Origin of the sequence: Suilimivivens aceti, from assembly GCF_025567405.1 — a bacterium.
In the GTDB taxonomy this organism is placed as follows: Bacteria; Bacillota; Clostridia; order Lachnospirales; family Lachnospiraceae; genus Suilimivivens; species Suilimivivens aceti.
In genome coordinates this window covers 98,432-119,267 of sequence record NZ_JAOQKJ010000008.1, presented here as the reverse complement: position 1 = coordinate 119,267, position 20,836 = coordinate 98,432, and the positions used below count along the sequence as shown (strand labels likewise).

At 44.8% G+C, this 20,836-nt stretch carries 18 protein-coding genes; 15 read left to right on the top strand and 3 right to left on the bottom strand.

The window, feature by feature from the left end:
• The first annotated feature begins 9 nt into the window (after positions 1-9).
• The 9 genes from lon to OCV77_RS10905 all read left to right on the top strand — a co-directional run bounded on the left by lon (position 10) and on the right by OCV77_RS10905 (position 10,318).
• Complete coding sequence (gene lon, locus OCV77_RS10945) at positions 10-2,388, top strand: endopeptidase La (protein ID WP_262575122.1); 2,379 nt, start codon at positions 10-12, stop codon at positions 2,386-2,388.
• A complete protein-coding gene (gene yihA, locus OCV77_RS10940) occupies positions 2,389-2,988 on the top strand; it encodes a ribosome biogenesis GTP-binding protein YihA/YsxC (RefSeq protein ID WP_118798916.1) in 600 nt (199 codons plus the stop codon). It begins immediately after the preceding gene.
• Positions 2,989-2,993: 5 nt separating this feature from the next.
• Positions 2,994-4,217, top strand: a complete 1,224-nt coding sequence (ytvI, locus tag OCV77_RS10935; RefSeq protein WP_262575121.1) for a sporulation integral membrane protein YtvI — start codon at positions 2,994-2,996, stop codon at positions 4,215-4,217.
• Between the two features lie 46 nt (positions 4,218-4,263).
• Entirely contained in the window at positions 4,264-5,250 is a 987-nt protein-coding gene (locus OCV77_RS10930; protein WP_262575119.1) for a D-isomer specific 2-hydroxyacid dehydrogenase family protein, read from the top strand.
• A 1-nt stretch (position 5,251) separates the two neighbouring features.
• Positions 5,252-6,040, top strand: a complete 789-nt coding sequence (gene truA, locus OCV77_RS10925) for a tRNA pseudouridine(38-40) synthase TruA (protein WP_262575118.1) — start codon at positions 5,252-5,254, stop codon at positions 6,038-6,040.
• Positions 6,019-6,501: a VanZ family protein gene (locus OCV77_RS10920; protein ID WP_262575117.1), complete on the top strand. Its 483-nt coding sequence runs from the start codon at positions 6,019-6,021 to the stop codon at positions 6,499-6,501. Before truA ends, OCV77_RS10920 begins: the two co-directional genes overlap by 22 nt.
• The gene (locus OCV77_RS10915) at positions 6,494-7,087 is read left to right on the top strand and encodes an HdeD family acid-resistance protein (protein WP_118798921.1); all 594 of its coding nucleotides are present in this window, start codon (positions 6,494-6,496) and stop codon (positions 7,085-7,087) included. The genes OCV77_RS10920 and OCV77_RS10915 overlap by 8 nt, the downstream gene beginning before the upstream one ends.
• Before the next feature lie 223 nt (positions 7,088-7,310).
• Positions 7,311-9,059 (top strand): ammonium transporter, encoded by a 1,749-nt coding sequence (locus OCV77_RS10910; RefSeq protein ID WP_262575116.1) that lies wholly within the window; start codon positions 7,311-7,313, stop codon positions 9,057-9,059.
• A 209-nt stretch (positions 9,060-9,268) separates the two neighbouring features.
• Positions 9,269-10,318: a hypothetical protein gene (locus OCV77_RS10905; protein WP_262575115.1), complete on the top strand. Its 1,050-nt coding sequence runs from the start codon at positions 9,269-9,271 to the stop codon at positions 10,316-10,318.
• A gap of 127 nt (positions 10,319-10,445) precedes the next feature.
• On the opposite strand, the gene OCV77_RS10900 is transcribed toward OCV77_RS10905, so the two are convergent.
• On the bottom strand, positions 10,446-11,321 hold the full coding sequence (locus OCV77_RS10900) for an aldose 1-epimerase family protein (protein ID WP_118798924.1): 876 nt from the start codon (positions 11,319-11,321) through the stop codon (positions 10,446-10,448).
• Between the two features lie 154 nt (positions 11,322-11,475).
• Here OCV77_RS10900 and OCV77_RS10895 point away from each other — a divergent pair, with 154 nt between their 5' ends.
• The 4 genes from OCV77_RS10895 (at position 11,476) to OCV77_RS10880 (ending at position 15,352) form a co-directional block, all read left to right on the top strand.
• Positions 11,476-11,853 (top strand): hypothetical protein, encoded by a 378-nt coding sequence (locus OCV77_RS10895; RefSeq protein ID WP_262575114.1) that lies wholly within the window; start codon positions 11,476-11,478, stop codon positions 11,851-11,853.
• Positions 11,854-11,931: 78 nt separating this feature from the next.
• Positions 11,932-12,453, top strand: a complete 522-nt coding sequence (locus OCV77_RS10890) for a DUF1653 domain-containing protein (RefSeq protein ID WP_317246633.1) — start codon at positions 11,932-11,934, stop codon at positions 12,451-12,453.
• Positions 12,454-12,463: 10 nt separating this feature from the next.
• On the top strand, positions 12,464-14,209 hold the full coding sequence (gene mutY / locus OCV77_RS10885; RefSeq protein ID WP_262575112.1) for an A/G-specific adenine glycosylase: 1,746 nt from the start codon (positions 12,464-12,466) through the stop codon (positions 14,207-14,209).
• Between the two features lie 117 nt (positions 14,210-14,326).
• On the top strand, positions 14,327-15,352 hold the full coding sequence (locus OCV77_RS10880) for a glycosyltransferase family 2 protein (RefSeq protein WP_262575110.1): 1,026 nt from the start codon (positions 14,327-14,329) through the stop codon (positions 15,350-15,352).
• 87 nt (positions 15,353-15,439) lie between these two features.
• On the opposite strand, the gene OCV77_RS10875 is transcribed toward OCV77_RS10880, so the two are convergent.
• Complete coding sequence (locus OCV77_RS10875) at positions 15,440-16,120, bottom strand: phosphatase PAP2 family protein (RefSeq protein ID WP_262575108.1); 681 nt, start codon at positions 16,118-16,120, stop codon at positions 15,440-15,442.
• Between the two features lie 28 nt (positions 16,121-16,148).
• A complete protein-coding gene (locus OCV77_RS10870; RefSeq protein ID WP_262575107.1) occupies positions 16,149-17,123 on the bottom strand; it encodes a diacylglycerol/lipid kinase family protein in 975 nt (324 codons plus the stop codon).
• Positions 17,124-17,295: 172 nt separating this feature from the next.
• On the opposite strand from OCV77_RS10870, the gene glyA reads away from it, so the two are divergent.
• Positions 17,296-18,534: a serine hydroxymethyltransferase gene (gene glyA, locus OCV77_RS10865; protein ID WP_262575106.1), complete on the top strand. Its 1,239-nt coding sequence runs from the start codon at positions 17,296-17,298 to the stop codon at positions 18,532-18,534.
• An 874-nt stretch (positions 18,535-19,408) separates the two neighbouring features.
• Complete coding sequence (locus tag OCV77_RS10860; RefSeq protein WP_262575105.1) at positions 19,409-20,743, top strand: glycoside hydrolase family 3 N-terminal domain-containing protein; 1,335 nt, start codon at positions 19,409-19,411, stop codon at positions 20,741-20,743.
• Positions 20,744-20,836 lie beyond the last annotated feature (93 nt).

The following is a 20,836-nucleotide window of genomic DNA, read 5'->3' as shown; positions in this document are numbered from 1 at the left end:
AACAAAAAGATGAAAGATTTTGAAATGGAAAATAAGACAGTGGAAACAGAAAGCATACCAGCAGTCATTCTGGAGAATCTGACGATTCTGCCGGGTGCTGTGATCCACTTTGATCTGCATAAAGAAGAAGCCATTTCCTCTCTTGAGCATGCCATGGCAGAGGGAGGACGTGTTTTTCTGATCACGAAAAGAAAGCAGGAATCAGAAGCAGCCCATCCGGAGAAGAAGCTCTATGCCATTGGAACGGTAGCTGTTATAAAACAGATTACAAAGCTTCCAGATCACGTAGTCCGGATCCTGGTAGAAGGTCTTTATCGGGGAAAGCTGATCGGATTACAGAAGAAAGAAAACAGATATTTCTGTGCAGATTTGCTGAAGATGACAGATGAGGGGTCAGGCGGACTGGAAGCAGGTGCAGAGATCGAGGCCATGCTGCGTCAGGTTAAGGATTCTTTCCGGGCTTATATGGCATTTCATCCAAAGCTGGGACAGAATCTTGCAAAACGCTATGATTCCATCACTGATCCCGGCAGACTGGCAGATGAGATGGCCATGAATATGCCGATAACCTTTGAACAGAAGCAGCAGGTGCTGGATGCCTGCGACCTGAAGGAACGGTATGAGATCCTGTGCAGCATACTGATAAATGAAGTGGAAATTGCCAAAATACGGTCTGAGCTTGTACAGAAGCTCAAAGGGAGAGTTGATAAAAACCAGAAGGAATACCTGCTTCGTGAGCAGCTCCGTTATATCAGGGAGGAACTGGGTGAAGATGGATCCCTATCCGATGCAGACCAGTTTGAAAAAACGCTTTCTACGCTGCAGGCGACGGAAGAGGTAAAAAAGAAAATAGCAAAGGAAATCGGAAGATTCCGCAACCTGACAGGAAACAGCTCTGAAAGCTCCGTAGAGAGAGGCTATATCGAAACCTTGCTGGAGCTGCCCTGGGATAAAGCATCTGTTGACAATGAAAGCATGAAACGGGCAGAGGAGATCCTGAACAGAGATCATTACGGTCTTGAAAAAGTAAAGGAAAGAATCCTGGAGTTTCTTGCGGTGCGCTGTCTGAACCAGAAGGGAGACAGCCCGATCCTCTGTCTGGTAGGACCTCCGGGAACCGGCAAGACATCCGTAGCAAGGAGCGTGGCAGAAGCCCTGAACAAAAAATATGTCAGGATCTGTCTTGGAGGTGTGCGGGATGAGGCAGAGATCAGGGGACACCGTAAAACTTATGTGGGAGCTATGCCGGGACGTATCATTACGGGACTCCGGCAGGCTGGAGTAAAGAATCCGCTTATGCTTCTTGACGAAATAGATAAAGTGAGTAATGATTATAAAGGAGATACGTTCTCAGCTCTTCTGGAAGTGCTTGACAGTGAACAGAATGTAAGATTCCGTGACCATTATGTGGAAATTCCGGTGGATCTTTCTGAGGTATTGTTTATAGCCACAGCCAATACTACAGAGACGATCCCAAGACCACTCCTTGACCGGATGGAGATCATTGAGGTCAACAGCTACACGCAGAATGAAAAGTTCCATATTGCAAAGGAGCATCTGCTCCCCAGGGAACTGAAGAAAAACGGTCTCTCAAAGAGTATGTTATCCATTAAGGATAGTGCATTGAAAGCGGTGATCGCGTATTACACAAGAGAAGCCGGGGTCAGAGGTCTTGAGAGAAAGATCGGGGATATCTGCCGGAAAGCAGCCAGGGAGATCCTGGAACGAAGAGAGGAAGGAAAGGAAGAAACACAGATTTCTGTGACTGCGTCCAATCTGGAGAAGTACCTTGGCAAGAAAAAGTTTACCCAGGAAAAGGCAGACAGGCATCCCAAGACGGGTATTGTCAGAGGGCTTGCCTGGACCAGTGTGGGCGGTGAAACGCTGCAGATCGAGGTAAACAAAATGCCGGGAAAAGGGGATATCGACCTGACTGGTCAAATGGGCGATGTGATGAAGGAATCCGCGATCATTGCCATGAGCTATGTAAGATCCATCAGTCAGGAATACGGTGTGGATCAGAAAGCCTTTAAAGAATGTGATTTTCATATCCACATCCCGGAGGGAGCAGTACCAAAGGATGGACCGTCTGCCGGTATCACCATGGCTACGGCCATTTTCTCAGCAGTTACAGGAGAAAAGGTGCGTGGTGATCTGGCAATGACCGGTGAGGTCACTCTGAGAGGAAGGGTTCTTCCCATAGGAGGATTGAAGGAAAAGCTTCTGGCAGCCAAAATGGCAGGTGTGACAGAAGTACTGGTACCTTTTGAAAATAAAAAAGACGTGGAAGAGATCTCGGAAGAGATCCGTGAAGGACTGACCATCACCTTTGTCAAGAGCATGAAGGAAGTCCTGGAGCACGCACTTGTAAACCAAGGGAGAAAATAAATGGTTATCAGAAATGTAAGTCTGGAGACGGTATGTGGTATTACAAGCCAGATTCCGGAGCATGAAATACCGGAGTTTGCCTTTGCCGGCAAGAGTAATGTGGGCAAGTCATCTCTGATCAATGGCCTGATGCTCAGAAAATCACTGGCAAGAACCAGTGCACAGCCAGGCAAGACACAGACGATCAATTTTTATAATATCAATAATGAGTGTTACTTTGTGGATCTGCCGGGTTATGGTTATGCCAAGGCCGGAGAAGAGGTCAAGGCACAGTGGGGAAAGATGATCGAGAATTATCTTCATACCTCAAAGCAGCTGCAGATTGTATTCTTATTGGTAGATATCCGGCATGAGCCATCCGGGAATGACAAGCTGATGTACAAGTGGATCCTGGATCAGGGGTTTTCGCCGGTTATTATTGCAACCAAGCTTGACAAGATCAACAGAAGCCAGGTGGCAAAGCATGTAAAAATGATCAAAGAGGGTCTGCAGACGGTGAAGGGAACTATCGTGATTCCCTATTCGGCGCAGACTAAGCAGGGAAGGGAAGAGATTTACGAGTTGCTTGATACCTATCTTGAAACAAGAGAGGGAGAGTGATCAATATGTCTTATGACAAAAAGAAAACTTACTGTAAGGTATTTGTGAACCTGGGATTGATGCTGTTACTGATCCTGTTCTGTCTGTTTGGATTACCAAGGCTGATCGTGTGCTTCATGCCTTTTGTAGTGGGCTGGATCATTGCCCTGATCGCAAGCCCGCTTGTGCATTTCTTTGAAAAAAGGCTGAAAATACGTCGGAAGGCAGGTTCGGCTTTTGTGATCATTGCAGTAATTGCTATCGTGATCCTTGGAGGTTATTTTATTGGATCAGCACTGATCGAGCAGGCAGTTAAATTTATCGGGGATGTTCCGGATATGTGGCAGGCGGCGCAGATTGATTTTGACCATATCGGTGAGAATCTTTCCAAAGCAGCCAGATTTCTGCCAAAGGAATTACAGATGACGATTACGGATATTTCCGTAAATATACAGGATTATATGGGAAATGTGATCGGCAGTGTCAGTGAGCCGACAGTGGAGGCACTTGGTAATTTTGCAAAAAATATTCCGGGTATTGTGATCGGTATTATCATGGGACTGTTGTTTACTTACTTTTATGTGGCAGATAAGGATTATATACCCGGTATTCTGGAAAAAATACTGCCGGAGTCAATATTACTCCGCTTTGACATGATCAGAAGGGGACTTGGCCGGGCAGTAGGCGGTTATTTCAAGGCGCAGATTAAGATCGAGATCTGGATGTATTTTCTTCTTGGAATTGGATTTACCATTTTGAGGGTAAAATATGCGTTTATCATTGCTATTGGTGTAGCATTCCTGGATTTTCTGCCTTTTTTTGGAACAGGAACTGTACTGATCCCATGGGCAGTTATCAAATTTTTCAGCGGTGACTATAAGATGGTGATTGGGCTTCTGATCATCTGGGGGGTAGGACAGCTTGCAAGACAGATCATCCAGCCGAAGATCGTAGGAGATTCGGTAGGATTATCACCCATGCCAACGATCATCCTTCTTTTTGTAGGATACAGGGTGGCAGGTGTGTTTGGCATGATCGTTGCAGTTCCGGTAGGGATCATTGTACTCAATCTTTACGAAGAGGGGGTTTTTAACACAACGATCAACAGTCTTAAGATTTTATATGCGGGTATCAGTAATTTCAGGCATCTGACAGAAGAGGATATGGAAGAGGTAGAGAAATACAGGAAACGGGAACTGGCTGAGAAAAAACTAAGGGAAGAGAACACGGAAGAACAAAAAAACCAATGAATCAGTCGCATGTCCTGACAAGGCAGGACAGAAATGGAGGAGCATTATGAAAATTACCGTTTACAACTGCAGAGATTTTGACGAACGAGAATTGTTCCTGAAGTATGAAAAGGAGCTCGGTGTGGAGATCCAGCTTTGCACCTGCGCACCGACACAGGAAAGTGCAGCACTTTCACAGGGAAGTCTTTGTATTTCCATTATTACTACGGAAATGCCGGCGGAGCTGCTTGAAACCTTTGCGTCTTATGGAGTGAAGTACATTGTTACAAGATCCATAGGATATGATCATATTGATATAGCAGCAGCGAAAAGACTGGGGATCACCATAGCAAATTCTCCTTATGGGCCTAATGGGGTTGCTGATTATGCGACCATGCTGATACTGATGACAATCCGTAAGATGAAGAGCATAGAAATGCGTGGTGCAGTACAGGATTATACATTAAAGGGACTGCAGGGAAGAGAGCTGAAGGATCTGACTGTGGGAGTCATTGGTACCGGCAGGATCGGAAGAACTGTTCTTTCCAATCTTTCCGGATTCGGGTGTAAAAGGATTGCCTATGATATCTATGAAAATGACGAGGTGAAGAAAAGCGGGGTTCATTATGTGACACTGGATGAAATGTGGCAGCAGGCAGATGTGATCTCGCTGCATGCACCCCTTACAGAAAAAAATCATCATATGATCGGAGAAGATGCCATCAGCAAGATGAAGGATGGTGTAATGATCATAAACACCGCAAGAGGAGGACTGATCGATTCAGAAGCACTGATCCGTGGCATTGAATCAGGCAAGATCGGAGGAGCAGGGCTTGACGTAGTTGAGAATGAGTTTGGTCTGTATTATAATGACCGCAGGGAAGATATACTGGATAACAGGGAATTGTATCTGCTCAGAAGCTTTCCCAATGTTACAGTCAGCCATCATATGGCATTCTATACAGATGATTGCGTACGTACCGTGGCAAGAAATGCAATTATGGGATGCACATATTTCGCGGAAGGAAAGGAAAATCCCTGGGAGGTAAAATAGATTGCGTAATTTCAAAATTATCCTGCAGTATGAAGGAACCAGATACCAGGGCTGGCAGAAGCAGGATACCACAGGAAATACGATCCAGGGTAAGCTGGAAGCTCTTTTAACCAAAATGGCTGGTGAAGAAGTATCTGTGCAGGGATCCGGCAGAACCGATGCAGGAGTGCATGCCAGGGCGCAGGTAGCCAATTTTCACTGTAATACAGAGAAAACACCGGCGCAGATCATGGAATATATGAACCTTTATCTGCCGGAGGATATAGCAGTCATTGACATCTGTGAAGTGGAAGAACGTTTTCACAGCAGGCTGAATGCAAAGGGAAAAACCTACTGTTACCAGGTAGTAAATTCTGCAGTTCCGCATATATTTGAGAGAAGGTATGCCATTCAGATAGAAGAAAAACTGGATGTACCTGCGATGAGAAGGGCGGCAAAGCTCCTTAGTGGAACACATGACTACAGGGCATTCACATCTCTGAAAAAGAGTAAAAAGTCAACAGTAAGGACAGTTGACAGCATCAGGATAGAGGAAAGTGAAGCATTGCCCGGACTTTCCGGTGACAGGGCAAGGAAGCTTACCTTTACATTCAGCGGAGATGGATTTTTGTACCATATGGTGCGGATCATGATGGGAACGCTGCTGGAGGTAGGTCTTCATAAGAGGGAGGCTGAAGATATCCCTGCTGTTTTTGATGAGGGAAGAAGGGAAAGAGCAGGAGAGTTAGTACCGGCAAAGGGACTTACATTAATGGAGGTTCGTTATCTGTGCAGAAAAGAAGAAAAATAATCTTCTTTCTTTATCTGATTCTGGTGGTCAAACTGGTTATCTTTAAATATCCGATAGAAGATCTGAAGGCAATTGCAGCCTCCTGGCAGAAGGATGTGATACTGGAGGGTCTGTATACGGCGAATTTTACACTGTTTAAGACAATCTGCATGTATATTGATTATGCCTATAAGCTGAACAGCTTTGAAAACCTTGTGGGAAATATCGTACTGTTTATCCCCTTTGGGTTTCTGCTTCCTCTCTGTATGAAGCAGGGATGTAATTTTTTTGTGATGCTGCTGAATGCATTTCTTTTTGTACTTGGCATTGAAGTATTTCAGCTGTTCAGTGCTTTTGGTGCATTTGATGTGGATGATATTCTGCTTAACTGCCTTGGTGCAGTGATGGGATATTGTCTGTACATTATAGCAAAGGCAATAAAGAAACAGAAAAGAAAAAAGGAGAGACAAGAAAATGGCTGATTTTTTCAAAAATCTGAAGGCAAATGAGCTGATCTCAGCAATCATCTGTATGGCACTCGGGATCGTACTGATCATCTGGCCGGGAACATCTGTGAAGGTAGCTTGCATGATCCTTGGAGGGGCACTGCTTCTGTATGGAGTACTGCAGATCATCCTGTATCTTTTTGCAAAGGAAAGGACGATCTATCTGCAGGGCATGCTCCTGTTTGGAATCGTGCTGGCAGTGATCGGTGCATGGATCCTGCTGAAACCGGAAAGTATCATGAAAGCGGTTCCTGTGATCGTTGGCATTATTATCGTGATCCACGGAATCAATAATGCTGTCCAGTCTGTTGATCTGAAAAAGCTGGGTTATGGAAACTGGTGGATTGCCTGCCTGCTTGGTCTTGCAACCATCGTCCTTGGTGCTGTGCTGATCTTTAAACCATTTGGTGTTATCAATACTGTGACGAGAGTGATCGGCGGGTTCCTGATCTATGATGGATTATCAGATCTCTGGATCCTGTCAAGACTGTTTAAGGCCAAAAAAAATTATCAGAAGATCGTGGATGTGGATGCCAGGATCATTGATGAGGATGAAAAATAAAAAAACAGTTGACAATCGTATACTGGGATGATAGTATACAATACATAAAAGCGAAGGCGCTATGGAAGAGATCCGTAGCGCTTTTTGTTTTATAGGCTTTAAGCTGAATCCTCTGATACTAAGGGAAGAGCGGAGGAAAACAAAATAAGAAGGAGTGGAGCAAAGGAGCTCGTTTAAAAACGGATACTTTGCCTCCACTCTTTTTACATGAGGAGGAAAAAATATGACAGAAGAGATTTTTAGTGTTGTGAACGGTGAAGTATTTGGTGTCTGGTTCCTGATTGGAGCAGCGCTCGTGTTCTGGATGCAGGCAGGGTTTGCAATGGTGGAAACTGGATTTACCAGAGCAAAGAATGCCGGCAATATCCTGATGAAGAATCTGATGGATTTCTGTATTGGTACAGTAGTATTTATTCTTATCGGATTTGGACTCCTGTTTGGAGAAGATCTGGTTGGGCTGATTGGAAAGCCGGGATTTGATATTTTCACAGATTATGCTAATTTTGACTGGTCCAATTTTGTATTCAATCTGGTGTTCTGCGCAACGACAGCAACAATTGTATCAGGAGCTATGGCTGAAAGAACCAAATTCCTTTCTTACTGCATTTATTCAGCTGTGATTTCTGCATTTATCTATCCTGTTGAAGCACACTGGATCTGGGGTGGCGGCTGGCTTTCACAGATCGGGTTCCATGATTTCGCAGGTTCCTGTGCAATACATATGGTAGGCGGTATTTCCGCACTGATCGGTGCATGGCTGCTCGGACCAAGAATTGGGAAATTTGTAAAGGATGCTAAGGGCAGAATCACGAAAGTAAATGCATTTCCTGGTCATAACCTTCCTATTGGATGTCTCGGCGTATTTATCCTCTGGCTTGGCTGGTATGGCTTCAATGGTGCTGCATGTACAAGTGTTGAACAGCTTGGCTCTGTATTTGTAACAACTACAGTTGCTCCGGCAATTGCAACAGTGGTATGTATGATCTTTACCTGGATCAAATATGGTAAGCCTGATGTGTCTATGTGTCTGAATGCTTCTCTGGCAGGTCTTGTAGCAATTACTGCTCCCTGCGATGTAACAGATGTAACAGGGGCTATCATTATAGGTGCAGTTGCAGGTCTGTTAGTAGTATTTGGTGTGTGGTTCCTTGATAACAAGCTTCGTGTAGATGATCCTGTTGGCGCAGTTGCAGTGCACTGCTTAAATGGTATCTGGGGAACAATTGCAGTTGGTCTGTTTGCTACAACCTCTGCTCCTGGAAATGACAGCATAGTTGGTCTCTTCTACGGTGGCGGGTTCAAACAGCTTGGACTTCAGCTTGCCGGCTTTGCAAGTGTTGCAGCATGGACAACAGTTATGATCACAATTACCTTCCTGGTAATTAAAGCAACCGTTGGTCTCCGAGTGAGTGAAGAGGAAGAGATTGTAGGACTGGATTCCTGTGAGCATGGACTTCCTTCCGCATATGCAGGCTTCAGTATCATGGATATTTCTAATACCATGACAATGGATGTGAATGAAAACACAGATCTTGGTGTTTCTGATTATGATTCAGCATCCAGCTTCCAGAAGAAGGCAGCAGTAAATGTTGTGAAAGCACCCGAGATGCCGGCAACTGGAATTTATAAGGTAGTGATCATCGCAAAGCTTTCCAGATATGATCATCTGAAGAAGGCAATGAACGATCTTGGTGTAACTGGTATGACGGTAACACAGGTTATGGGCTGTGGTGTTCAGAAGGGTGCCGGAGAAATGTATCGTGGTGTTGAAGTAGATGCTACACTTCTTCCGAAGGTAAAGGTAGAAGTAGTAGTCAGCAAGATCCCGGTAGATTCCGTGATCGCAGCAGCAAAGAAAGCACTTTACACAGGTCACATCGGAGATGGCAAGATCTTCGTATACAATGTGGATAAGGTTGTAAAGGTACGTACTGGAGAGGAAGATTTTGAAGCTCTGCAGGATGTAGAATAAAGAAGCGTGTATCTATTCCCTTAGTTTAGTATAGCGAAAGGCTCCGGATTATCCGGAGTCTTTTGCTGTCATAGCTGACACAAATGTCATAAAAAGGAAAACACAGATAAAATAAGGCTTTTCCGGCATTGCATTTTCAAAACGCGTATTGTATGATGAATTCAAATGATAAACGTATTCTGGTAAAGAAGGGGAGGAAAGGTAATCAAATGAAACGAAAACTGGCAGCGATTGGAATGGCATTCTGTCTGATGACCGGTACGGTCAGTGCTATGGGAATAGAAGCGGCTGCAGCTGAAGCAGCAACAGTAACAGGAACAGTAAGATCAGGGACAACATCAGATCTGCTCTTACTCTCTACGAAAGAGGGGAATATGGAGATCAAGCTGGACAGTGGTACAGATACAAGCGGATGCAAGTTCCTGCTTCCGGGCAGTCAGATCAGTGTGACTGTAACCCATGGATCAGATGAGTATCTTCATGCGACAAAGCTGAGTGGAAGCACGACAGTCACCGGTGTGACAGTGGATACCTCCAATGCTTCCACTGTTTCCGGCAGTGTCAGCGAAAAGACAAAGGATGGACTGCTGGTGCTCAAGACGGCGCAGGGGGAAATGGAGATCAAGCTGGATACTTCAACAGATATGAGTGGATGCAGAGTACTGGTGGCAGGCAAGACCTACAGCGTAGCAGTTGCCAGAGGCTCTGATGCCTATATGCATGCGGTAAGTATTTCGGATTCTGTAGCAGCATCATCATCTGCAGCAGCAGCGGGTCTGACACCTGCGCCTTCAGGAACTGTTACCGCACAGCTTACAACAGTGACCGGTACAGTCGGTGACAAGACAAAGGATACCCTTCTGTATCTTGTTACTTCAGATGGCACCATGGAGCTTGTAATCGACAGCTATACAGATTCCAGAAACGGAATGGTACTGACACCTGGCAGATCACTTACCGTAACCTGCTACAGAGGAAGTGATGCCTATATGCATGCGGCATCTATTTCATCGACTAAAACCTATGGTGGACTGGTAACGATCGATACCAATACTTCTACAGTCACCGGAACGATCGGAAGCAAGTCTACAGAGAATATGTTATATCTGACGACACAGCAGGGAGATATGGAGCTGAAGCTGGATGCGGTCAGAAGTGTGACAAACTGCAAGGTACTGGTAGAAGGCTCCAGGGTTTCCATTGTGTGCGCCAGAGGAAATGATGCTTATATGCATGCGCTGGAGATCAAGGGTGCCTGAATAGGCTTTTCTGATAACAGATTTTAAACAGAATTGAAAATCCCTGTGAATGACTAATATGGTCAAACACAGGGATTCTTTATGCTCTGCAGAAACTGCAATGCTTCAATGTCCTGACAGAAAGCTCCTATACGGTAATGGTGTAGGAAGCTTCAAAGGTCTGATGGGGTGCAAGCTTATTGCCCCATTCTCTTTCAGTAAGATCACCGTCGAAATATTCGTCATCACAGCGTCCATACCAGGGCTCGATACATACGAAGGGAGCATTTTTACCCGGAGGAGACCAGATGCCGAAAAGAGGAGCTTCCATTTTGACAGTCAGGTAAGGCGTACCATCCTTCCTGCAGAGAGCAACAGTATCGGTCTGATGATCTTCAATGACAAGGGCGTCATGATCAAAAAGGTTGCTGGTAAGGGAAAGATGACCATCTGCCAGATGGTAAATATCCATGCAGCCGGTAGCAAGTCCCTCTTCACTGATCCTTGTGCTGACAATCTCGTCAGTATCAGCAAAGGAAACAGAATAATCGCTCTGCTTTGTTCCTTCGGTAAGTGGACAGTTGAAGGCAGGATGTCCTCCAATAGAGAAATACATCTGCTTTTCAGAAGGATTCTCTACCTTCCAGAGGACGGCAACAGTACTGCCCTCAAGTCTGTAGCCCAGATTTAAAATAAAAGGGAAGGGATACCTTGCAAGGGTTTCTTCTGTCGATTCCAGTGTAAACCAAAGTTCACTTTCAGTCTGCGTTTCCAGTTCAAAATCCATGTCTCTGGCAAATCCATGCTGTGTCATGGAATAGGTCTTTCCTTCAAAACGGTATTCCTTGTTTTTCAGACCACCTACAAAGGGGAAAAGAACCGGTGAGGTCCTGCCCCAGAATTTTGCATCGCCGCACCACATATATTCCTGATCGTCAGCGAGCTTTTTGAGAGATTTCAGCTCTGCGCCATGACTGTCAACAGTAATGGCGATCTGTTCGTTCTTTAATTCATATAATGCCATGTCAGACTCCTGTTCTATTCGTTTTGTAACTATTTTGTATGATTTTGAATAGTTACTTTATTTTACATCAGATAGACAATAAAGTGCAAGTCCGTATTTTGGGACACGTAAAATGATATGCTTATGTTATCAAAGAGAGAGCGGAGGATTTATCATGAAAACATTTCTGAGGACCGTTAGCGTATCAGTATGTCTGATGCTGATCACAGTACTCTGCATATCAGGGACAGTGATGAGCAGGGAGAAAAGAACAGAAGAAGCAGAAGGTAAATATTACAGAGAGCTGGGAAGCATATATGCGGAAGAGATGCGGGAATTTCTGAAGGGACAGGGCTATGCGGACTGTGGAGTAACCGTGACTTCAGTGGAGGATGAGAGCGGAGCAAGAAGGTATATTGTAACGATCCATCATGGCAGGATCGACAGAATGACGCAGACAGAAAAAGAAAAGCTGCTCGCAGAGTGCGGAACGGTTTTGTTCCCTGACAGGGCATGTAGTGTTTACCATAAATTTCTGGAGGAAGACTGCTAAAAGAAGCATGACAGACAAAGAAAGAATGCGTATAATGGGAATATCAGCATAAAAGAGATTGCTGATCAGGAGGAATATATGATGAGACAGAATCCCATGCCGCAGCAGATCTACAGACATTTCAAAGGTAATTTTTATCAGATCGTGACACTGGCAGAGCATACAGAAACAGGTGAGTGTCTGGTGATCTACCAGGCACTGTATGGAGATTACAGAATATATGCGAGACCGCTTTCCATGTTTATGGAGAAGGTAGACAGAGAGAAATATCCGGAAAGCACGCAGGAATACCGGTTTGAGATTGCGGATGTACCGGCGGTGAGCATAGAGGGCGGTGCACGACGCACAGAACAGGTAGAGTGTCAGGCAGAGGCGGGAGGTCTTGATCCGCTGGTGATCGAGTTCCTGGATGCAGACAGCTATGAAGAACGTCTGAATATCCTTGCAGCGCTTCATTACCGGATTACAGATGACATGATCAATACCATGGCGATAGCTATTGATGTGGAAGTAAGAGAAGGTGAACTGGAGGAGCGATACAGCGAATTGAGGAACTGTCTTCTTCTTTATGATAAGTTTGAATGTAACCGGCTCAGATAAGAGGAAATCTATGAAATACGGACAGATAGAAAAGGCATATTTTGAGAACAGGCCAAACCGCTTTATTGCTTATGTGGACAGGCTTTCACAGCAGGAAAGGGTACATGTGAAAAATACAGGACGCTGCAGGGAGCTCCTTTTGCCGGGAGCAGAGGTATATCTTGCCAGAGGCAGTGAGGATAAGAAGGAAGAGAGGAAGACGAAGTATGATCTGGTTGCCGTGAAAAAAGGGGAGCGGATCATCAACATGGACTCCCAGGCACCGAACCAGGCAGTTTATGAATGGCTTCTGGAAAAGAAGCTTTTTCCGGATCTTGTATCAGTAAGACCGGAAACAACGTATGGTGATTCAAGGTTTGATTTCTATGTAGAAACGCAGGATGAAAAGATATTTCTGGAGGTAAAAGGTGTTACCCTGGAAAGGGATGGGGTGGTATTATTTCCTGATGCCCCCTCAGAAAGAGCTGTAAAGCATGTGAAAGAGCTGATAACAGCTGCCAGAAATGGATTTGGTGCTTATCTTATCTTTGTGATCCAGATGCAGGATGTCCAGTACTTTATGCCAAATGAAGAAACGCAGCCTGAATTTGCAGAAGTGCTGCGGGAAGCCAGGAGGGAAGGCGTGAAGATCCTTGCTTATGACTGTCAGGTGACACCACAGAGCATGGAAATCCGGAAACCGGTGCCGGTGAAGCTTTCCCTTCTTGACAGGATCGAAAAGCCACTGCTTTCCTGGTATGACAGGGGAAGACGGATCCTTCCTTGGCGTGAGGATCCGACACCATATCATGTATGGGTGTCTGAGATCATGCTCCAGCAGACGAGAGTGGAAGCGGTGAAGCCTTATTATGACAGGTTCATGCAGACACTTCCGGATATTGCATCACTGGCAGCTGCAGAGGAAGAAACGTTGTTAAAGCTGTGGGAAGGACTTGGGTATTATAACAGAGTACGGAATCTGAATAAGGCGGCAGTCATGATCATGGAAGAATATGGGGGCAGGATGCCGGATGAATATGAGGAGATCCAGAAGCTTCCGGGGATCGGAAGCTATACAGCAGGAGCCATAGCATCGATCGCCTATCACAGAAAAGCACCGGCAGTGGATGGCAACGTCCTGCGGGTACTTGGGCGGCTCAGGATGGATGGCGGGGATATCATGCAGCAGTCCGTGAAGAAAAGAGTAGAAGAGGAACTGTTCCTTTCTATGGGAGAAGAGAGACCGGGCGACTTTAACCAGGCTCTGATGGAGCTTGGGGCTATGGTATGTATTCCAAACGGAGAACCAAGATGCGGGCAGTGTCCATGGGAAAACCTGTGCCTTGCCCACAGGGAGGGGAGAGAAACTGAATTTCCTGTAAAGTCTGCAAAAAAGCCAAGGACAATAGAAGAAAAGACAGTGCTGATCATTTTGGACGAAAACAGGGCAGCACTCTGCAAAAGACCGTCAAAGGGACTGCTTGCAGGTATGTATGAATTTCCTTCCATCAGTGGGAAGCGGACAGAGGAAGAGGTTCTTTCTTATTTGAAAGACAGAGGACTCTCTGTACTTAGGATTGAACCCTTAAGAGAATGCAGACATATTTTTACCCATAAGGAATGGCATATGACAGGCTATTTCATCAGGGTAGATGAACTGAGCAGACAGACAGACGGGGAGTATATCTTTGCGGAGAAGAATGAGGCGAAGGACAAATACCCGATCCCTTCTGCGTATGATGTTTACAGAAAATATTTCTATGAAAAGATCGTCTGAAGGTCTGTTAAGGAAATGTTTAGGAAACCTTAAGATTGATAAGGTGGGAAAAAAAGACAATATATGTTATACTTTCCCTGAAATCATGAAAATCAGTAAAAGTAAAGGAATGAAGGAATGAAGCTATTAACGTTTGCTGTACCCTGTTATAATTCGGCAGCCTATATGGAAAAGTGTGTTGCTTCCCTGCTGCCTGGTGGAGAGGAAGTAGAGATCCTGATCATTGATGATGGTTCTACAGATGAAACTGCAGAAATTGCAGACAGACTGGAAAGGGAACACCCGACTGTCATCCGGGCGATCCATAAGCCAAATGGTGGACATGGATCGGCAGTCAATACCGGGATCGCCAATGCAAGAGGAATCTATTTTAAGGTAGTAGACAGTGATGACTGTGTCAGGGAGGATGCTTATCAGGAGATCCTTCAGAAGCTTCATGAACTGACCGGCGGCAGCAGGACACTTGATATGCTGATCAGTAACTTTGTATATGACAAGGCAGCAGAGAAGCATCATAAGGTGATGCATTACCGTCACATCCTGCCAAGAAATGAATTTTTTACATGGAGTGATATCCACCATTTTTACAAGGGGCATTATATCCTGATGCATTCAGTTATTTTCAGGACAAAACTACTTCGGGAATGTGGGATCAGACTGCCGGAGCATACCTTCTATGTAGACAATCTCTATGTGTTTGAACCGTTGCCCTATGTGAAGACCATGTATTATCTGGATGTGAATTTTTACAGCTATTATATAGGAAGAGAAGATCAGTCCGTGAATGAAACTATTATGATCGGAAGGATTGACCAGCAGCTTAAGGTCAATCAGATCATGATCGATTATATGTCGGAGAATAAGGGAATGATCTCCGTAAACAGAAAGCTGGATCAGTATATGCTCAGTTATCTGGATATCATTACGACAGTTTCCTCCATTCTTCTGATCAAGTCAGGAACAGAGGAGAATCTTAAGAAGAAAGAAGAGCTGTGGAGCTATCTGAAGAAAAAGGACTGGATCCTGTACAGGAGACTGCGCTTCGGGCTGCTTGGCCAGGCCATGAACCTGCCGGGAAAGGGAGGCAGGAAAATCTCAGTAGAAGGATATAAGCTCTGTCAGAAGTTCTTTGGATTCAATTAATCAGAAACGGGAAATCAGAACAAAAAAGCTGTGTAAATGCAGATCCCGGAGTGGGAAGCATTTACACAGCTTTTGCGGCTCAATGATCTATACCTGTCTGATCTGTTTGCGGGCTCTTACTTCATAGCGGTGATTCTGCCAGATTGTTACAATATCTATGCCATATACTACAATATACATGACCGCTGCCATGATGAAAGCAGTCAGCACATCAAACACAGAATGCTGTTTGATGAACATGGTGGACAGGATAATGGAAACACATAGTATAAGGGATGCCGTATGGACTGCCGGATTTTTGCGCAGCTTTTCATTACGGATTACTGCAAAATGGGTTCCAAGTGAATTATATACGTGGATACTTGGCCACAGATTGGTTGGTGTATCGGTATGATACAGGAACGCAACCAGCCGGGTAAAAATATTGTCCCTCGGCATTACGGCAGGGCGCAGATGGTGGCCATTTGGCCAAAGTGTGGATATGATCAGGAAAATGGTCATACCTGTGAATAAAAATACACAGCTTCTGAAATAATCCTGTTTATCTTTAAAGAAAAAATAAACTACAACTGCACTGACATAAAAGAACCACAAAAAATAAGGAACCACGAAAAATTCGCAGAATGGGATCACGTCATCAAGACTCATGTGGATCAGATTTGCAGGTCTTGTCACATGTTTTTCCAGATAAGTGAACCAGGTCAGGTAAATGATGCCATAGATAATAAGGGGTATGGCATGCTTATACCGGTCATAAAACTTTTTCATAATCATCTCTCCTTAAAAACGATTGAAGCTATAAAAGCATCTGCAGCTTATTCTGCCCGCAGGTCAGGGTAATGGAAGAAGATTTCATGGAAACCTCTCCGTCTGTATGTACCCATAGCGGTGCAGAAGTGACAAGGCGCAGTTTCCTTGCCGTATACTTATCAACACCATGGAAGCGGTAGTGCTTTCCTTGAAAAGCAGTAGGCAGTACGATCAGGATCTTTGGCTTTGGAATATCACCAGCCACACAGATATCAAGAACTCCGTCGTGATAATTGGCACCTGGACAGAATTTAAAACCGCCGCCCTCATACTGATGTACCATTCCTGCAACAAACAGAAAACGGTTTAAGCGGATGGGGGTGTCAGAATCATCCAGATACATGTCACAGGAGACTTTCCTGGCTGCGATAAGCTGCTTTAAGGCAATAGTGAGATAGGTCAGCTTGCCGAGTCCTATCTTATTTAATATATTCTTAAAACGGGAAGCTAATGCTTCTTCACAGACAGCAGCATCAAATCCTATACCACAGCTTACTGCAAAATAGCGCACAGTCAGAAGCTCACTGCTGTGATGTCTTGATAACTGTGAAGTAGTATTTTCATAAACTACCTGTCCCATGTCCAGACACTGTGGTTTCTTACAGGAAAGAATATTCATAAGAATTTCCACCGGGTCTTTTGGCAGGTGAAGATCACGTGCCATGTCATTACTGGATCCTGTTGGGATATAACCAATGGCAACACAGGAAAAATCAGAAATGCCCTGCAGTGTTTCATTCAGTGTTCCGTCACCACCAAGAACGATAAGCTTCAGCGGATCCTCCGGTGAACAGGGCACCCTGCTGCACAGTTCTTTGGTAATTGTGATTACATGGCCGGCTCTTTCTGAAAAAAACACTTCATAGGACACGGCTTTCTCTTTTAAAACCGGTTCAATTCTGGCGTAGATCTTGGCTCCACGCCCGGATTTGGAAGCCGGATTGACGATAATATAGTACATAAATATCCACCCTCGTAAAATCTTTCCCTATTTTAACAGCATTATTTCCTATAGTAAAGCATTTCGGAAGATATTTAGATTTTTTTAAGAAAGGCTTTAGGAAACTGTTCCCTTTTCCGGTAGGTTCGTGTTATACTACATAAAATATTGAAATTAGTGAGGAGGAAGAAACATGTATTCACTTGATGAAGTAAGGAAAGAAGATCCCGAAATCGCACAGGCGATCGTGGATGAGCAGGAAAGACAGAATAGTCATATTGAGCTGATCGCTTCTGAAAACTGGGTGAGCAAGGCGGTTATGGCTGCTATGGGAAGTCCGCTGACGAATAAATATGCAGAAGGATATCCGGGAAAGCGCTATTATGGCGGATGCCAGTGCGTAGATGTTGTGGAAAATCTTGCGATTGAAAGAGCAAAAGAGCTTTTTGGCTGTGAATATGCCAATGTACAGCCCCATTCAGGTGCCCAGGCGAACTTTGCAGTACAGTTTGCCATCTGTAATCCCGGTGATACAATCATGGGAATGAACCTGGATCATGGCGGACATCTGACTCATGGAAGCCCGGTCAATGTATCCGGTAAGTATTTCCATATTGTTCCTTACGGAGTCAATGAAGATGGTTTCATCGATTATGATAAATTAAGGGAGATCGCTCTGGAATGCAAGCCCAAAATGATCATTGCAGGTGCATCCGCCTATGCAAGAACCATTGATTTCAAGAAGTTCAGAGAGGTTGCAGATGAGGTTGGTGCAGTGCTGATGGTAGATATGGCGCATATCGCAGGTCTTGTGGCAGCAGGACTTCATCCAAGCCCGATCCCTTATGCAGATGTCGTTACCACAACGACCCATAAGACTCTGCGTGGACCGAGAGGCGGTCTTATCCTCTGCAATAAGGAAGCAGCAGAGAAGTACAATTTTAACAAGGCAGTATTCCCGGGAACCCAGGGTGGTCCGCTGATGCATGTGATCGCAGCCAAGGCTGTCTGCTTCAAGGAGGCACTGACAGACGATTTCAAAGAATATCAGAAGCAGATCATTAAAAATGCACAGGCACTCTGCAAAGGACTGCAGAGCAGGGATATCAGGATTGTATCCGGTGGCACGGATAACCATCTGATGCTGGTGGATCTGACCACTTATGATCTGACAGGCAAGGCTGTAGAGAAGATGCTGGACGAGGCACATATCACAGCTAACAAGAATACGATCCCAAATGATCCCAAGTCTCCTTTCGTAACAAGCGGCGTACGCCTTGGTACACCTGCTGTTACTTCTAGAGGTATGAAGGAAGATGATATGGATCAGATCGCTGAAGCAATTGCTCTGATCATCAAGGGCGGCGAGGAGAAGATCCCCGAAGCAAGAGCTATCGTACAGAAGCTGACAGATAAGTATCCGTTAATTTAATAATTTAAGCGGATGGGATGTAACAGAATATTGAACTGAAAAGGACAGGGCTTTCTGAATGCCATACAGGGCAGGAAGAAAGCCCGTTTTTATGTCATAGGAAATTACTTCGTAATGTTCCAATGACATAAAAAACCCTCCGGGCAGGATCGCACTGCGGCGGAAGGGTAGATGTCGCATGGAGCGACCCGCCGCAGGCGGAGAATCCTGCAAGCAGGATTCTTTTTTATTTACAGGAAATCAGGTTGTTCCTGACATTCTGGATTGAAGCATGCAAAATAAAATGACAGAATAATCGACAAAATATGACAATAAAACTGAAATAAATCCACAAACTGGAAAGTGAATAAAAAAATAGAAGAAAAATGAAAAAATGTGTTGACAAATAAAGACCGTTCGATTATACTAAAGTTACAAAAACACAGAAGAAAAAGAAAAAAGTACAAAGGACAAGTACTTAAGAAGCACTCAATCGTATGGATGCACAAAAGAAAAAGTAACGAAGAACATAAGAGAAACAGATTGATGAACCGTTACAGTACCTGGTACAAAAGAAAAAGTGGAGAAGTACGAAAGAGAAAAGAAAACTGAATAAGGAAACGATACTACGAAAAGAGGTAGAGACCATTGGAGAGTATAGTTTAGAAGCGGGTGTTGATCGAAAGGATTGATGCCCGCTTCGCCGTATAGGAAATTACTTTGCAAAAATTTTGGACGGGCTTTTTGGGATCAAACCAGAGAAAAGAAGCGAAGAAAGAAATTTCCTGTGGTATTTCGGTGGTAAATAGGGTATCATGGTTTACAGATGCTGACTTTTGAAACGGCAGTTGCTTTTAATAGAAGAAACATATGCAGTACAGGAATGAGGATGAAAATGGCAGATACCGACAGAGATGAAGAATTTGATGAAATAGACAGAAGAGAATACCGGAGAAAACGACGGATGAAAAATCAGATCATTGCCTATGTCAGTGCGACAGTTATCATGGCAGTGGTAATCGCCGGAGCCGGGATTGGAATCCATAAGGGAATTACCTCCTATCAGGATAAGAAAAATGCCAGAGAGCTGCAAGCACAGCTTGAAGAGATGAGTGCACAGCAGGAAGAGCCGGTGGTAGTGGAAGCTCCGGCGGCAAGCCCGGAAGAAGAGACACAGGAGCAGCTAAGCCCCCTGGATGAGATCGTAAATGCACAGATTGAAACGATGCCGATCGAAGATAAGGTAGCCGGACTCTTTGTCATCACTCCGGAAGCACTGACAGGAACAGATCAGGTGACCAAGGCGGGCGATACTACGAAGGAAAAGCTGACACAGTATGCAGTAGGAGGACTGGTTTATTTTAAGCAGAATATTTCTTCGGGGGATCAGCTGAAGGAAATGATCAGCAATACAGACAGTTACAGTAAATACCCATTATTTATTGCTGCAGATGAAGAGGGCGGATCTGTGAGCCGTCTTGCAGCAGCAGGTCTTGCTGAAAATGTGGGAACCATGAAGGAGATCGGAGCATCCGGAAACCCGGACAATGCGAAGACTGCAGGAAGCAGTATTGCCTCCTATCTGACAGAGTATGGCTTTAATCTTGATTTTGCACCGGTTGCTGATGTAGTGACAGAAGGAAATACTTCTATTGGAGACAGATCCTTTGGAACAAATGCCGGTGATGTGGCTACTTATGTGGCAAAGAGCGTGGAAGGTCTGCAGGAGGGCGGTGTCAGTGCCTGCCTGAAGCACTTCCCCGGACTTGGCAGTGTAGACGAAGATTCTCATGAAGGAATGGTCGTTTCTGAAAAAACACTGGAGGATTTTGAAACAACAGATTTCCTTTCTTTCCAGGCAGGAATTGATGCCGGAGCAGATTTTGTCATGGTCGGACATCTGTCTGTACCTGGTATTACAGGAGACAATACCCCCTGTACGCTTTCTGAAAAGATGATCACGGAGGTTCTTCGTGGCCAGATGGGCTTTGACGGAGTTGTTATTACCGATTCTATGGCAATGAGTGCCATTACAGATTATTATACAGCAGATGAGGCAGCCGTAAAGGCGCTGCAGGCCGGGGCAGATATGATCCTTATGCCTGAAGATTTCGAGACAGCCTATCAGGGAGTGCTGGATGCAGTAAATAATGGAACCCTTACTGAAGACAGGATCAATGAATCTCTTGTCAGGATCTACCGTGTGAAGCTGAAAGACAGAGCTTCGTAAGAAAACCCGGATTCCGGGTTCAGGGAAAATCCCTGAGGAGAAGCCGGGTTTTCAGTGCATGTAATGTATAAAGATTTCAAATAATTAAAAAAT

Coding starts and splice junctions, on each gene's coding strand:
- lon (WP_262575122.1), top strand. CDS start 10: ATGAAAGATTTTGAAATGGAAAATAAGACAGTGGAAACAGAAAGCATA.
- yihA (WP_118798916.1), top strand. CDS start 2,389: ATGGTTATCAGAAATGTAAGTCTGGAGACGGTATGTGGTATTACAAGC.
- ytvI (WP_262575121.1), top strand. CDS start 2,994: ATGTCTTATGACAAAAAGAAAACTTACTGTAAGGTATTTGTGAACCTG.
- OCV77_RS10930 (WP_262575119.1), top strand. CDS start 4,264: ATGAAAATTACCGTTTACAACTGCAGAGATTTTGACGAACGAGAATTG.
- OCV77_RS10915 (WP_118798921.1), top strand. CDS start 6,494: ATGGCTGATTTTTTCAAAAATCTGAAGGCAAATGAGCTGATCTCAGCA.
- OCV77_RS10910 (WP_262575116.1), top strand. CDS start 7,311: ATGACAGAAGAGATTTTTAGTGTTGTGAACGGTGAAGTATTTGGTGTC.
- OCV77_RS10905 (WP_262575115.1), top strand. CDS start 9,269: ATGAAACGAAAACTGGCAGCGATTGGAATGGCATTCTGTCTGATGACC.
- OCV77_RS10900 (WP_118798924.1), bottom strand. CDS start 11,321: ATGGCATTATATGAATTAAAGAACGAACAGATCGCCATTACTGTTGAC.
- OCV77_RS10895 (WP_262575114.1), top strand. CDS start 11,476: ATGAAAACATTTCTGAGGACCGTTAGCGTATCAGTATGTCTGATGCTG.
- OCV77_RS10890 (WP_317246633.1), top strand. CDS start 11,932: ATGATGAGACAGAATCCCATGCCGCAGCAGATCTACAGACATTTCAAA.
- mutY (WP_262575112.1), top strand. CDS start 12,464: ATGAAATACGGACAGATAGAAAAGGCATATTTTGAGAACAGGCCAAAC.
- OCV77_RS10880 (WP_262575110.1), top strand. CDS start 14,327: ATGAAGCTATTAACGTTTGCTGTACCCTGTTATAATTCGGCAGCCTAT.
- OCV77_RS10875 (WP_262575108.1), bottom strand. CDS start 16,120: ATGAAAAAGTTTTATGACCGGTATAAGCATGCCATACCCCTTATTATC.
- OCV77_RS10870 (WP_262575107.1), bottom strand. CDS start 17,123: ATGTACTATATTATCGTCAATCCGGCTTCCAAATCCGGGCGTGGAGCC.
- glyA (WP_262575106.1), top strand. CDS start 17,296: ATGTATTCACTTGATGAAGTAAGGAAAGAAGATCCCGAAATCGCACAG.
- OCV77_RS10860 (WP_262575105.1), top strand. CDS start 19,409: ATGGCAGATACCGACAGAGATGAAGAATTTGATGAAATAGACAGAAGA.